The organism is Ruegeria sp. HKCCA5763, assembly GCF_013034545.1.
GTDB lineage: Bacteria > Pseudomonadota > Alphaproteobacteria > Rhodobacterales > Rhodobacteraceae > Ruegeria.
In genome coordinates this window covers 344962-359177 of the sequence record NZ_WQGF01000003.1, presented here as the reverse complement: position 1 = coordinate 359177, position 14216 = coordinate 344962, and the positions used below count along the sequence as shown (strand labels likewise).

Genomic DNA, 14216 nt, shown 5'->3' with positions numbered 1-14216 from the left:
CCGGAGATCTCAAATGATTGGAATTGTTGGAATTGTTGTCATTTTCGTGATGGTTTTCGGCGGCTATCTTGCTGCTGGCGGCAAGATGACCATCATTCTGAAATCGCTTCCGTTTGAAATGATGATGATCGGCGGCGCCGCCGTTGGTGCCTTTTTGATCAGCAATGACATGGGCGGTGTAAAACACACGATCAAAGACCTGGGGAAGGTTTTCAAGGGACCGAAATGGAAACCCGAGGACTATCGTGACCTTCTTTGCCTTCTGTTTTCACTGATCCGCATTGCCCGTGCTAATCCGGTTGAGGTCGAGCAACATATCGAAGACCCTGAAAACTCAAGCTTGTTTTCCACTTATCCCAAGATTCAAGCCGACAAGGAGGCGGTCGATCTGATCTGTGACACTATGCGTTCCGCCGCGATGAACTATGATGATCCGCACCAGGTTGAAGAAGTGCTGGAAAAGCGGATGGAGGCGAATTTTCATCACGCAATGCACTCAAGCCATGCGTTGCACACAGTGGCGGATGGCCTGCCTGCGCTAGGGATCGTAGCGGCTGTTTTGGGGGTGATCAAAACGATGGGCTCGATCGACCAACCACCCGAGGTTCTGGGCAAACTGATCGGCGGCGCTCTGGTGGGCACGTTCTTGGGGGTTTTCCTGGCGTATGGTCTGGTGGGACCCTTTTCAGGCAAGCTGAAATCCGTTGTCGAAGAAGACAATCACTTCTACCAATTGATCAAAGAGGTTCTGGTTGCAAACCTGCACAACCACAATGCCGCGATGTGTATTGAGGTTGGGCGCCAGAACACACCCACTCACAACCGCCCCGGCTTCTCCGAGCTTGAAGAGGCTCTGAAAGAGCTCAAGCAGGCCGCAGCATGAAAAAGTTCGGAATCCTGTTTGCGGCCCTGATCATGATGGCCACTTCGGCATCCGCACAAAATGTGACGGTGCGATCAGGTGAGCATGATGGCTATACGCGTTTGGTTCTCAATGTACCACCAAACACAGGATGGACACTGGAACAGCGTAAAAACGGTGCTCGCTTAAGGCTGGCATTGGATGCCGCGACCTTTCAGACAAGCGCAGTGTTCAGCCGCTTGACGACCAATCGCCTTGCGTCAATCTCACAACCTGAACCCGGTGGGGCATTGGAATTGGAGTTCGGGTGCGCGTGCGCAGCCTCGGCTTTCCTGTACCGGGATTCTATGATTGTTCTTGATATTGCACCGGGCGCATTTCTGCCCCCGCTGCTGGTTGACATCCCCCCCCCAGTGAAGCGGACGGCCAAAAAGGCCACGACTGAATCGTATAAAGACGCGCAGTTGGCAGCATTGGACCTGCCGCTTCTTGAACACGGGTTGAAGGACCAATTGTCCACGCGTTTTCTGCAAGGGGCCGACCGCAGATTGCTGGGTTTGAACCTAACCCCAGTTGGTCCTCGCAGCTCTGCCCCACCCGACGCAGCGCGCCTGCCAACGGGTTTGTCCGGCAATATTCGACTGACTTCGGTGCTGGACGATTTGCAGGATGTTCTGAATGCCGAGTTGCAGCAGTTCGATAACAAACCAACCTGCATCACGACGTCCGAACTTGGCTTCGCACACTGGTCAGGGGATGAACCCTTTTCTGCGCAAGTGTCTGCTTTGCGTACGGGTCTATTTAAGGAGTTTGACCGTATTGATGAAAACAAGGCTCTCAGACTGGCAAAGCTGTATGCGTTCAACGGCTTTGGGGCCGAAGCACTGGCTGCTTTGGCGCTGTCTGAAGCACCATCTGAAGAACTGGACCGCATCGAGTTTGTCGCTCAGCTCGTAGACGACAAACCAATTAAGCCCCCCCATCCTTTCAGTGGATTGCAGCGTTGCGACAGTGACGCCGCGCTTTGGGCAGTATTGTCCGAAGGCACTCTGGCACCTGACGCGGATGTTGAGGCGATCGAGCAAGCTTATGGTAGTTTGCCGAACCACTTGCGCCGCCAATTCGGAAAACGTCTGTCCGAAATTCTCGTCAACGCACAACAGTTGGAGGCCGCCCGCAGAGTGATACGCTCGGTCGACCGTATCGAACAAAGCACCTCGGCAAGTACCGCACATGCCAAGGCCATAGTTGCTGCGGCAGAGGGGAACGACGTGCGCGAAGAGGAGTTGTTGACGGAGGTTGTTTCATCACCCAAAGCCACGCCGAATGCTCCGGTGGCGTTGGCCCGTTTGGTCGAAAAGCGCTGGGGCGAACGCAGCGCAGTCACTTCGAAAGAACTGGAACTGGCGGCGTCTTTTGCGGTCGAATACCGACGCTCGAACCTGGGCCCAATGATGGCACGCACGCACGCGATCGCCTTGAGCCTGAGCCAGGATTTCGAGCCAGCATTCGACATCATCCTGAACTTGCCAAACGGGCAGGACAGAACCCGCGCGTTCAATCGACATTTTCACCTACTGTCAGAGCGGTCCGACAACGTAACCTTTTTACGCCAAGCGTTCCACGTAATGCAGATGAGCAAGACCCCAGCCCTGTCAACGGACAGTGCAATCGCCGTTGGTGATCGGCTGGCGGCGCTTGGTTTTGCGGATCAAGCCATTGACCTGACAAACCGAGCAGAAGATCAAACGCACAAGACAGAAAGAGCGCGCGTGCGGGCCAAAGCGGCCCTTCTGTCGGGACGTCCGCACAAGGCTCTGATGGAGTTGGACGAAGACAAATCGGACGAAGCCCGCGCCTTGCGTGCACAGGCCCTGGGCAGAATTAGTGACTTTGCAGCAGCAGCTGAGATCATGAAAGATTTGGGGCAAGGCGAGGCAGCAAACCGCTTATACTGGCTGGCAGGGCTGCCGGACGATACCGTTGAACCACAGGGTGGGAAATACGCGGTCCTGAACCAGACAACGCAAGCCCTGTTGGACACCCCGGCACGACAGTTGGAAAAACCCCTAATGGACGCAGAGGGTCTGCTTGAGAACAGTGAAACGACACGCGAACGCATCATTGAGATGCTGAATGCGGTCAATTTAAAATGACAAGTGCGCCTGCTGCTCTTCAGACAATCCAGTGCCAACATGAGAAAACTGCGTTTTGGGGTCAGTATTGCGATAGCGGCTCTCGGATTGGCTTGCGACGCAAACGCCATCAACATCTGGTCGGCGCGAAGAATTGAAAAGCGTTTTCTCAAATGATGCCCCGTTCCTAGGGCTTGGTGCCAGGAACAGGGACAGATTAGGCGCAACAGGCGTAACGCCGACTATTCAGTAGGGTGCCTCGACATCGTTCATCGAGACATAGACGGTTTTCATCTCGCTGAAGTGGTTGATTGCCAGTTTCGAGTTTTCGCGCCCCACGCCTGACATCTTCGATCCGCCAAACGGGGCTTCGACCGGGGCAAGGTTATAGGTGTTGATATAACAGGTGCCCGCTTCGAACCCGGCCACCACGCGGTGGGCGCGTGTCAGATCGCTGGTGAAGACACCGGCGGCCAGACCAAATTCAGTATCGTTGGCGCGGGCCATGACCTCGGCTTCGGTGTCAAAATCCAGCACCGACATGACCGGGCCAAAGATTTCTTCGCGCGCGATGGTCATATCGTCGGTCACGTCGGCAAAGACCGTGGGTTGCATGTAGAACCCGTCGCCATCAAGCCGCGCTCCACCATAGACCAAACGCGCACCCTCGGACTTGCCTTTTTCGATATAGCCCAGCGCGATTTTCATCTGATTTTCGCTGACCATCGGGCCAAAGCTGACATCCTCGTCCATCGGGTCGCCGATTTTGGCGTTGGCCAGACGTTCGGACAGGCGTTTAAGGAAAGCTTCTTTGATACCCTTTTGCACAAACACGCGGGTGCCGTTGGAGCAGACCTGACCTGACGAATAGAAGTTGCCCAAAATTGCGCCTGAAACCGCGTTTTCGACATCCGCGTCGTCAAACACGATCATCGGAGATTTGCCACCCAATTCCATGGTGACATGTTTCATGCCTTCGGCTGCAGCAGCATAGACCCTGCGGCCCGTTGGAACAGAGCCGGTCAGCGAGACTTTGGCCACACGCGCGTCGGTTACCAGTGCAGCACCTACATCCCCGTACCCCTGAATCACGTTGTAAACGCCTTTTGGCGCACCGGCCTCGATGAGGATTTCTGCCACTTTCAACGCCGAGAGGGGCGTGGTCTCCGAAGGCTTGAACACCATCGTGTTGCCGCAGGCCAACGCCGGAGCCCCCTTCCAGCACGCGATCTGAGTTGGATAGTTCCATGCCCCAATCCCGACGCAAACGCCCAAAGCCTCGCGGATCGTATAGACAAAATCACCCCCGCCCAGAGGAATGTGTTCGCCGGTCAGACTGCCAGCCAATCCACCAAAGTATTCCAGCGCATCCGCGCCCGAAGTGGCGTCTGCAACAGTGGTTTCCTGAATGGGCTTCCCGGTGTCATGGGTTTCCAGGACCGACAGATCATAGTTGCGTTCGCGCATGATGTCAGCGGCGCGGCGCAAAACCCGACCCCGCTCGGTTCCCGACATAGCCGCCCAGGCCGCTTGCGCACTTTTGGCACTGTTCAGAGCCTGTTCAACAATCGCCGGAGTTGCCGAATGCAATCGCGCGATCACCTCGCCAGTGGCCGGGTAGATCACGTCGATGGCGGCACCATCTGTATCTTCGACATACGCGCCATCAATGAAATGGCTGGCTTGGGGCTGAAACTTCATACCGTGTCCTCTTCTCTTGCACCCGTCTGAACGGGACAATTGGTTCGTTGAATTCGGCCCTAAAGATTATTGATTGATCAGTCAATAAACTCATTCCAGCGGCGGGAACGTGCCGACTTTACCCCCAAACCTTGAAATTTTTGGCTAATGTTCTATTTATGTTCTACATAGTCAGAGGATAAACCGATGGCCCAGCACGCACGTCAACCTGCCCTGAACGGGCCCAGCAACGACTACCATTTGCTTCCGGTGACAGACCGGCAGATGCGCTATGCCCGCGCAATTGCCGAAAAGTCAGCATTGGAGATACCGGTCGAGGCACAACGTGACCGAAAGCTGCTTTCGGATTGGATTTCAACGCACAAACCGCGCAGCACGTCGCAATTCGACAATTACCCAACAGGCAAGCAAGTTGCCTTCGCCGAGCGGATTTCACGCAGCAAGCGCCGCCCGATCCCTTCTGAGTGTTTTCGCGACAAGAAGATGATGTCGCGCTGGATCGATCACAACAAATAGACCCTACTTAGGGCCTTCATGACTGTGATTGCGCGCATAAAGCGCGACTGCCGCTGCAACAAACATGCCCAGCAAGATGTATCCTGTCACAGCTTCGGACACGGCAAGCCCGCGACACAGGCCGGTTGGGGACATGTCGCCATATCCAACCGTCGTAAAAGTCACATACGAAAAATACAGAATATCACCCGGACCTTTTGCACCGACGACACAATGATCGTTGTATCCAAACGCGCCATATACAGCAGCAAACAGGAACGGGACCACCTGTATGAAAGACACCCCCATCAGGAACAAAAGCCTTCGCGGTGATTTCACTTGGGTCATGTAGTACCAGGACTGCGACACCAGCCAGATCAACAGACCAACCGAAGCGATTGTGCCGATCGTGTCACCTGCGGTCGTTTCGCTCAGGCGAGAAAGGCCATACCAGGCGAGAAAGCTTGCCAGAATCAAACCCAACGCCGCCAGAAAGGTCGACTTCCACTCTTCCAGTGTTGTGGGTTTGCGGCGCATGAGTGCCCCTTCAAGCTGATTTCCAGGTGATCATCTGACCTAAAGCAATGGCCTGCAACCCGAATTCAATCCTGCCGTAAATGCGTCTCACCCCGTTCACGCGCCAGCAGAATCTGCTTTTGCCGCTCGCGAAAGCGCATTTTATCTGCCTCGGACGTCTCATCGATGCACTGGTGGCAAGAAACACCATGTTCGTATTCCGGGCGTTTCATGTCCTCAGGCAAGATCGGTCGGCGGCAACCGTGGCAAAGCATGTGCGGCCCTTCAACAAGGCCGTGACCGACGGATACGCGATTGTCGAACACAAAACACTCACCTTGCCAGGTGCTGTCTTCAGCGGGCGTCTCTTCCAGATACCGCAGGATGCCCCCTTTGAGGTGATAGACATCCTCCACCCCTTGCCCCAGCAAATAATTGGTGGATTTTTCGCAGCGGATACCGCCGGTACAGAACATGGCGACGCGTTTGTTGTGAAAGCGGTCTTTGTTTTCTGCCCACCACGCTGGAAAATCGCGAAAACTGGCTGTTTCAGGGTCTATTGCGCCTTCAAACGTGCCAATCGCCACTTCGTAATCGTTGCGCGTATCAATCACCACAACATCGTCCGAGCGGATAAGGTCGTTCCACTCTTGAGGCTCAACATAGTTGCCAACGCGGGCGCGCGGGTCGACATCCGGCTGCCCCATGGTCACGATCTCTTTCTTCAGTCGCACCTTCATCTTGCCAAATGGCGGATGATCCGAGGTCGCCTCTTTCCATTCGAGATCTGCGCAACCTGGCAAAGCGCGGATATGCGCCAGTACCGCATCAATACCGGCGCGTGGACCTGCGATGGTGCCGTTGATCCCTTCTTGCGCCAGCAGCAAAGTGCCGGTGACAGATTGCTCTCGGCACAGATTCAGCAGCGGATCACGCAGCGCAGCGGGATCCGGGAAACGGGTAAAGTGGTACAAAGCGGCGATTGTGTACATAGGCGCGATTTACCTTTGCAAACCCAAAGTCGCAAGGGAGTGCATTGACGCCTCGTACTGTGATCCCTACCGATAGGATAATCAAGGGAGGCCGCAATGACCCATGCACTGCTCGTCATCGATGTTCAGAACGATTTCTGCCCCGGCGGAGCGCTGGCAGTGGCCGGAGGGGACGAAATCGTCGCCCCGATCAATGCAATGATGGACGATTTCGACGCCGTGATCCTGACGCAAGATTGGCATCCGGCGGGGCATTCTTCTTTCGCCAGCTCACATGATACTAAAAACCCGTTCGATCTGATCGACATGCCCTATGGTCCTCAGGTGCTTTGGCCCGATCACTGCGTTCAAGGATCGCAAGGGGCCGCATTTCACCCTGATCTCCGTGTCGATGGCGATCTGATCCTGCGGAAAGGGTTTCGGCGCGCGATAGACAGTTATTCGGCATTTTTTGAAAACGACCACAAGACACCCACGGGCTTAAAAGGGTATTTGGAAACCCGGGGTGTCAACCGCTTGACCCTGGTTGGTTTGGCAACCGATTTCTGCGTCCACTATTCGGCCGTGGATGCCGCACAATTAGGGTTCGATGTCACTGTTCAAATGGATGCGTGCCGTGCAATTGATATGGATGGCTCACTTGCGGCAGCGGAACGCGCCATGCGCGACGCAGGAGTTACCTTGGGCTAAGGCGCCCCCCCGGCTGCGGCCAGCAGCTTGATAAGCACAAACAAAACAACCGCCAAACCCAAAGCCAAGCCGATGCGACTGGGCACAGTCCGGCGCTTCGGGCTGGACTCTGCGAGTTTCTGTGGCGGCGGTGTGCGTGGCTGACGCGCGCGAACAATCCCAGCCATGGGTTGCGCCGTGCGCACGTAGTTCAGGAAATCCATCAGGTCGAACTCGCCGCAATATTCCCCACGGAGCCCACCGGTCTTAATGTTGGCAAAAAGTGACCTGAGAACCCGCACCCGATCCGTTTGATCTTCTGCCGGGAAAACACCAGGCACGATGCCGCTGTTGCGCGACTCGAGGCTGAAACCAGCATCCAGAAACATCTTGCGGATTTTCGGAGACGTACCCCGCAAAGCGTCCGCAGTTCTGATGTCGCGGAAAACCGCATGCACTTGACGTACCCCACCCTTCTGAGCCCCCGGCATTTCGGGGTCAAAATCATCCGGTGCTACGTTAACAATATCAAAATCGTACTCGAGACCCATTCACAAACTCAGTTCCGTATTTCCATCCCCTCTTCTCACTAACCGGTTAAAACAATGCACAATATGCCGGCATTGTGACGTCAAACTGGCATTGTCACCAAATCAGCGACTCTTGCCATTCCCGTTGTCGATTGATCTAACTACGGAAATCGCAGGAGTTCCCCATGGTCGACATCGCGACCCGAGTATACAATCACAAATGGCAGATTGACCCAATTGTACGATCTTTGATCGACACAGATTTCTACAAACTGCTGATGTGCCAGTCAGTGTTTCGCAATAAGCCCCAAACAAACGTCGTGTTTTCGCTGATTAACCGGTCGAATCACGTACCTTTGGCGAAATTGATCGACGAAGGAGAGTTGCGGGAACAGCTGGATCACATCCGATCACTCAGCCTGAGCCGGGGCGAAAGCACCTGGCTGCGGGGCAATATGTTCTATGGCAAACGTCAGATGTTTCGTTCCGATTTCATGGAATGGTTCGAGAACATGCGCCTTCCTCCCTATCATCTGGAGCGCAAAGGCGATCAGTATGAGCTGACCTTCGAAGGCAAATGGCACGAGGTCATGCTGTGGGAAATCCCTGCGCTGGCGGTGTTGATGGAGCTGCGATCGCGCGCCGTTCTCAACGATATGCGACGGTTCGCATTGCAGGTGCTCTATGCCCGCGCGATGACGCGCGTGTGGGAAAAGATCGAACGGCTGAGTTCGGTCGAAGGTTTAACCATCGCCGATTTTGGAACGCGACGGCGCCATTCCTTTCTATGGCAGGATTGGTGCGTGCAAGCGATGATCGAAGGCTTGGGCGCGTCTTTTACCGGCACATCGAACTGTCTGATCGCCATGCGGCGCGAGGTTGAGGCCATCGGCACCAACGCACATGAATTGCCGATGGTGTATTCAGCGTTGGCAGACACCGACGCCGAACTGGCCCAAGCGCCGTACGACGTCCTTAGCGACTGGCACGACGAACATGACGGCAACCTGCGCATCATTCTGCCCGACACTTACGGCACCAAAGGCTTTTTGGACAATGCGCCCGATTGGCTGGCCGGGTGGACCGGTATTCGTATTGACAGCGGGGATCCAGCGGCAGGGGCAGAAGTCGCCATCGCGTGGTGGAAGTCACGCGGTGAAGATCCGACGCAAAAGCGTATTATTTTCTCGGATGGTCTGGACGTCGAAAAAATTCAGGAGCTGCACGCACAATTCGCTGGCCGCGCCAATATTTCCTTTGGCTGGGGCACTTTGCTGACCAACGATTTTCGCGGACTTGTTCCCAATGACGCGCTGGCACCGTTCTCATTGGTCTGCAAAGCGGTATCCGCCAACGGGCGCCCGACGGTAAAACTGTCAGACAACCCGGAAAAGGCGATGGGACCGAAAGATCAGATCGAGCGCTACAAACGCGTTTTCGGAGTGGGTGCGCAACAAGCGATCGAAGTCGTGGTCTAGCCATGATAGGCTGCGACCGTCTTCAGCTGTGAAAACCCATAAAGGGCCTCGAACCCCTTCTCACGACCGTGGCCGGATTTCCCAACACCGCCAAAGGGCAACTCAACTCCGCCCCCAGCGCCGTAGTTGTTGATAAAAACCTGCCCTGAATGCAGCGCCTTCGCCAACCGCATCTGGCGTGCCCCGTCGCGCGTCCAGATGCTGGCGACAAGGCCGTATTCCGTACTGTTTGCGATTGTCAGAGCCTGTTCTTCGGTGTCAAACGGGATCAGAACCTGAACCGGGCCAAAAATCTCATCCCGGGCCAGCACGTGATCGGGCGATACATCTGCAAACAAGGTGGGCCGGACATAAGCACCTGTTTCAGGTGCCTCACGGACGATACGACCCTGCGCGGCAATGGTCAGATCCGCGCCTTTATCCAGAAAACCGCTAACGATCTGTTTCTGCCGGTCCGAGATCAAAGGCCCGACACGCATATCCTGAATTGCGGGCCCGACGGTCAGTTGTTCATACGCCTCAGACATGCGGGACTTGACCTGATCATACACCCCACGTTGCACCAGAATACGCGACGAGGCCGAACAGGTTTGCCCTGCATTCTGTATACCCGCGTTCACCAAAAACGGCAGCGCCGCATCCAGATCCGCATCGTCAAAGACCAGTTGCGGGGATTTTCCGCCCAATTCCAGCGTTACAGGCACCACATTGCGGCCAGCTGCCTGTTGCACCAGGGCTCCCGTGGCCACCGAACCGGTGAACGAAATATGGTTCACCCCCGGATGTGCTGACAGCGCCGCGCCTGCCTCGGATCCAAGACCGGGCACGACGTTTAACGCGCCGGCTGGCAAACCGGCCTGTTGCGCCAGATGAGCAAAAGCCAGTGCCGTTAAACAAGCTTCCTCTGCAGGTTTCAGAACGCAAGCATTGCCCATAGCTAGCGCCGCCCCAACCGAACGCCCAATGATCTGCATCGGGTAGTTCCACGGCACGATATGGCCCGTCACCCCATGCGGTTCTCGCAGTGTATAAACGGTGTAGCCATCAAGATAGGGGATGGTCTCTCCCATCACCTTGTCCGCAGCACCCCCATAGAACTCGCAATATCTGGCCAGCGCGACAGCGTCAGCCCGCGCCTGCGTCAGCGGTTTACCCACATCCATAGCTTCAAGCTGCGCCAGATCGTCGGCCCGCTCCAGCACCAGCTGACCCAGCCTCGTTAGAATGCGCCCCCGCTCCAGCGCTGTTTTACGCCCCCAATCCCACTGCAAGGCGGTTTGAGCCGCTTGAACTGCGGCGTCGATATCTGGTTCGGAACCACGTGCGATCCGGCAGATTTCGGTCCCGTCCGAGGGGTTGATGAGCGGCAGGGTGCCACCCGAGGCTGCAGGTTTCCATCGTCCCTCGATCAGACAAAGCGTGGGGTCGAACCATATCTTCTGGATCAATTTCGCCTCCATTTCAGGCTCTAATCAGCAGTTATTAGGCCGATATCATCTCAATCTCTGGCAATCGGGGTGCGGCTGCAATCAGAGTTTGTGTGTAGGGGTGTTGTGGTGCCTCAAAGACCTTATCGGTCTCGCCCTGTTCAACGATCTGACCGGACCGCATTACCAACACTCGGTCGGTGACGGTGCGCACAACGCTCAGGTCATGACTGATGAACAGATAAGTCAGGTCATACGCTTCGCAAAGCTCGGCCAACAGATCAAGGATTTGCGCTCGGACCGACACGTCCAACGCCGAGACAGCTTCGTCAAACAGGATCAATTCAGGTCGGATGATCAGCGCCCGCGCGATGGCAATCCGCTGACGCTGCCCGCCCGAGAATTCGTGAATGTACTTACCAGAGTCATCCGGGCTGAGGCCGACCGCTGTCAGCATCTCAGCGATCCGATCCTGACGGTCCGATCCGGTCGGCGGAGTATCTAGCAGATGGAAGGGTTCGGTGATCAGACGCGCCACGCGGTGGCGCGGGTTGAAACTGCCAAAGGGGTCTTGGAAAACCACCTGCATCTTCCGGCGCACCGCAAGGTTGGGTTTGTGACCTGTGAACACAGGCTGCGCGTCCAGTCGAATCTGGCCCGATTGCACCTCTTCCAACCCCAAAATAGCCCGTGTTAGGGTCGATTTTCCGCAGCCAGACTCGCCCACAAGCCCCAAACGTTCTCCTCGGTTGAGGGTAAAGCTTACACCATCCACAGCCCGATGATGACGCGGCCTGTCAAACAAGCCCTTACGGGGCAGGCGATACTCACGCACGACCTGGCTCACCTCCAGTAACGGCTGCGGCTGCGGCGGTTTCGGCAGCGTGACCTGATGACCGGATGCCTCAAACAGCATCCGGGTGTAGGGATGCTGCATGTTGTGTAACAGGTAACTTGTCGCGCCGCTTTCGACCACTTCCCCGTGACGCATGACGGTAATTTGGTCAGCCATGTCTGCGACCACAGCCAAATCATGGGTGATCATCAACAGACCCATGTCATATTCGCGCACCAGTCCCTTGAGCAAATCGAGGATCTGCGCCTGCGTGGTGACATCCAGCGCCGTTGTCGGCTCGTCCGCGATCAACAGCTTGGGGCGCAAGGCAATGGCCATGGCGATCACCACACGCTGTCGTTGCCCACCAGACAGCTCATGCGGATAGCGGGACAACGGGAACCGATCGGCAGGCAAACCGACGCGGGTCAGAACCTCTTCTGCCCTTGCTCTAGCCTGAGCCAGAGGCATCGCCTTATGGATCAGGATCGTTTCCATCACCTGATCGCCAATGGTTTTAACGGGGTTGAGCGCTGTCATCGGCTCCTGAAACACCATCCCGATGGATGCGCCGCGCAATGCACACATCTCGGCCTCGGACCGGATCAGCAGATCTTCGCCCTCCAGTTGGACCGTGCCGTCTACCTCTGCACCGTTCGGAAGCAACTGCATCACTGCCAAGGCCGTCATGGATTTACCCGAACCGCTCTCACCCGTCACGGCGACGATCTGACCGTGATCGATGGACAGGTCGATCTGTTTCAGGATCGATGTCCCATGGATCGAGAGTGACAGGTTCTTGATGCGCAACAAACTCATGCCCGCGCCACCCTGATCCGTGGATCCAGCCAATCCCGCAACCCGTCGCCCAACAGGTTCAGGCCCAAGACGGTGACGATGATCGCCACGCCTGGAATCAGAGCCAAATGCGGGGCAAAACTGACCATTGTCTGCGCATCCGCCAGCATTCTGCCCCAACTTGGCGTGGGCGGCTGCGCCCCCAGTCCGACGTAGGAAAGACCGGCCTCAGCCAAAATACCTAGGCTGAATTGGATGGTGCCCTGCACGATCAACAAGTTGGCGACATTGGGCAGGATATGCTCGACCGATATCCGCGCCGCCCCTTTTCCCGAAACGCGAGCGGCAAGGATGAACTCGCGCTCCCACAGCGACAGGGCCGCACCTCGGGTGATGCGGGCAAAAACGGGGATGTTGAAAATACCGATGGCAATGATGGCGTTGATCGCTCCGGCTCCAAACACGGCGGTGATGAGGATCGCGATGACCAGTGAGGGGAAGGCAAAAACCAGATCGTTACCACGCATGATGACCTCATCCAACCATGATCCTTTGCGGGCTGCGGCTGTCAGGCCAAGGGGGACGCCCAGCGCCATACCGATCCCCACAGCCACCAAAGCCACCGCAATGGACGTGCGCGCACCGACCATGATCATCGAAAACATGTCACGCCCGAAGTGATCCGTACCGAACCAGTGCTGCGCATTTGGGGGCTGCAGCTTCTCTGGAATGCTCAGTGCTGAATAATCATAGGGGGTCCAGACAAACGAAATCAGCGCGGCCAAAACCACCAGTGAAGACAAAAAAGTGCCCAGGAACAGGTTGCGGCTCATGTCCTGCTCCTCAGCCTCGGATCGACGGCGGCATAAGCCAGATCGACCAGAAAATTCACGGTGATCACGGCAAAGACCAGCAACATGACCACCGATTCAACCACGATGAGATCACGGGCCGAGATGGCCTGAAACACCAAACGACCAAGGCCCGGCAGGTAGAATACCTGTTCGATAATGATCGACCCGGCCAGCAGAAAGGAGAACTGCAGGCCGATGATGGTGAGCACCGGGATCAGCGCATTTCGCACCCCGTGCCGCCAAAGCGCCTGACGGCGGGACAACCCCTTGGCCCGGGCAGTGCGCATAAAGTCCTCACCCAAAATATCCAGCAAGGCTGACCGCATAACGCGAGCGAGGATAGCCGCCTGTGGCAAGGCCAGTGCGATTGCGGGCAGGGTCAGCGAATGCAATCCGGCCCATACGCCGTTGCCCCAACCGACAAACCCGCCCGCGTTGAACCAGCGCAGGTTGATGGCGAAGATCAGCACAAGCATCATCGCAAACCAGAAATTGGGCACGGCAATGCCCAACTGAGTGGCGCCCATTACCGCCAGATCCCCCGGCTTGCCCCGGCGGGCGGCGGCGTAGATTCCGGCGGGAAACGCGATCAAAGTTGACAGTGTCAGCGCGTAAAGTGCCAGCGGCAGCGATACCCATAGCCGGTCTGCGATCATCTGGGACACCGGCGTGCGGTACGTGTAGGACGTGCCAAAATCCCCCACCAGCATTCCGCCGACCCAGTTGAGATACCGGTGCACTTTTGACCCGTCCAGGCCCAGTTCAGCCCGCAACGCGGCAAGTGTATCCTCTTGCGCGTTCACGCCCAGCATGAACGAGGCCGGATCGCCCGGCGCGACCTCGATCACCGCAAAGATGACGACCGAGGCGACAGCCAGGCTGATCAACAGCGAAATCAGGCGTTTAAGGGCATAGCGGAGCATT

Annotated in this window: 13 protein-coding genes; 5 read left to right on the top strand and 8 right to left on the bottom strand. The window is 56.5% G+C overall.

Features of this window, described 5'->3' with window-relative positions; all coding sequences use genetic code 11:
• Nucleotides 1-13: 13 nt before the first annotated feature.
• On the top strand, nt 14-883 hold the full coding sequence (gene motA / locus GOV89_RS08245; protein ID WP_171237938.1) for a flagellar motor stator protein MotA: 870 nt from the start codon (nt 14-16) through the stop codon (nt 881-883).
• A complete protein-coding gene (locus GOV89_RS08240; RefSeq protein ID WP_171237937.1) occupies nt 880-3018 on the top strand; it encodes a hypothetical protein in 2139 nt (712 codons plus the stop codon). The genes motA and GOV89_RS08240 overlap by 4 nt, the downstream gene beginning before the upstream one ends.
• Nucleotides 3019-3243: 225 nt before the next feature.
• Here the strand turns inward: GOV89_RS08240 and betB are convergent, their stop codons facing one another.
• Nucleotides 3244-4698 (bottom strand): betaine-aldehyde dehydrogenase, encoded by a 1455-nt coding sequence (betB, locus tag GOV89_RS08235; protein ID WP_171178317.1) that lies wholly within the window; start codon nt 4696-4698, stop codon nt 3244-3246.
• Nucleotides 4699-4884: 186 nt separating this feature from the next.
• Between betB and GOV89_RS08230 the strand changes: the two genes are divergently transcribed.
• Nucleotides 4885-5214 (top strand): hypothetical protein, encoded by a 330-nt coding sequence (locus GOV89_RS08230; RefSeq protein WP_171178319.1) that lies wholly within the window; start codon nt 4885-4887, stop codon nt 5212-5214.
• 3 nt (nt 5215-5217) lie between these two features.
• Here the strand turns inward: GOV89_RS08230 and GOV89_RS08225 are convergent, their stop codons facing one another.
• Entirely contained in the window at nt 5218-5730 is a 513-nt protein-coding gene (locus GOV89_RS08225; protein ID WP_171237936.1) for a potassium channel family protein, read from the bottom strand.
• Between the two features lie 65 nt (nt 5731-5795).
• Nucleotides 5796-6701: a rhodanese-related sulfurtransferase gene (locus GOV89_RS08220; RefSeq protein WP_171178323.1), complete on the bottom strand. Its 906-nt coding sequence runs from the start codon at nt 6699-6701 to the stop codon at nt 5796-5798.
• A gap of 96 nt (nt 6702-6797) precedes the next feature.
• On the opposite strand from GOV89_RS08220, the gene pncA reads away from it, so the two are divergent.
• Entirely contained in the window at nt 6798-7391 is a 594-nt protein-coding gene (gene pncA, locus GOV89_RS08215) for a bifunctional nicotinamidase/pyrazinamidase (RefSeq protein WP_171178325.1), read from the top strand.
• Here the strand turns inward: pncA and GOV89_RS08210 are convergent.
• Nucleotides 7388-7921: a hypothetical protein gene (locus GOV89_RS08210; protein WP_171237935.1), complete on the bottom strand. Its 534-nt coding sequence runs from the start codon at nt 7919-7921 to the stop codon at nt 7388-7390. The genes pncA and GOV89_RS08210 overlap by 4 nt on opposite strands.
• A 164-nt stretch (nt 7922-8085) precedes the next feature.
• On the opposite strand from GOV89_RS08210, the gene pncB reads away from it, so the two are divergent.
• Nucleotides 8086-9378, top strand: coding sequence for a nicotinate phosphoribosyltransferase (pncB, locus tag GOV89_RS08205; RefSeq protein ID WP_171178330.1), 1293 nt, complete (start codon nt 8086-8088; stop codon nt 9376-9378).
• Here pncB and GOV89_RS08200 read toward each other — a convergent pair.
• The 4 genes from GOV89_RS08200 to GOV89_RS08185 are packed head-to-tail and all read right to left on the bottom strand — an operon-like array spanning nt 9375 to nt 14215.
• Complete coding sequence (locus tag GOV89_RS08200; protein ID WP_171178332.1) at nt 9375-10838, bottom strand: aldehyde dehydrogenase family protein; 1464 nt, start codon at nt 10836-10838, stop codon at nt 9375-9377. The two genes, pncB and GOV89_RS08200, sit on opposite strands and share 4 nt — an antisense overlap.
• Nucleotides 10839-10860: 22 nt before the next feature.
• On the bottom strand, nt 10861-12459 hold the full coding sequence (locus tag GOV89_RS08195) for an ABC transporter ATP-binding protein (protein ID WP_171178334.1): 1599 nt from the start codon (nt 12457-12459) through the stop codon (nt 10861-10863).
• The gene (locus tag GOV89_RS08190) at nt 12456-13271 is read right to left on the bottom strand and encodes an ABC transporter permease (protein ID WP_171178336.1); all 816 of its coding nucleotides are present in this window, start codon (nt 13269-13271) and stop codon (nt 12456-12458) included. The genes GOV89_RS08195 and GOV89_RS08190 overlap by 4 nt, the downstream gene beginning before the upstream one ends.
• On the bottom strand, nt 13268-14215 hold the full coding sequence (locus GOV89_RS08185) for an ABC transporter permease (protein WP_171237934.1): 948 nt from the start codon (nt 14213-14215) through the stop codon (nt 13268-13270). Before GOV89_RS08185 ends, GOV89_RS08190 begins: the two co-directional genes overlap by 4 nt.
• Nucleotide 14216: the final 1 nt, after the last annotated feature.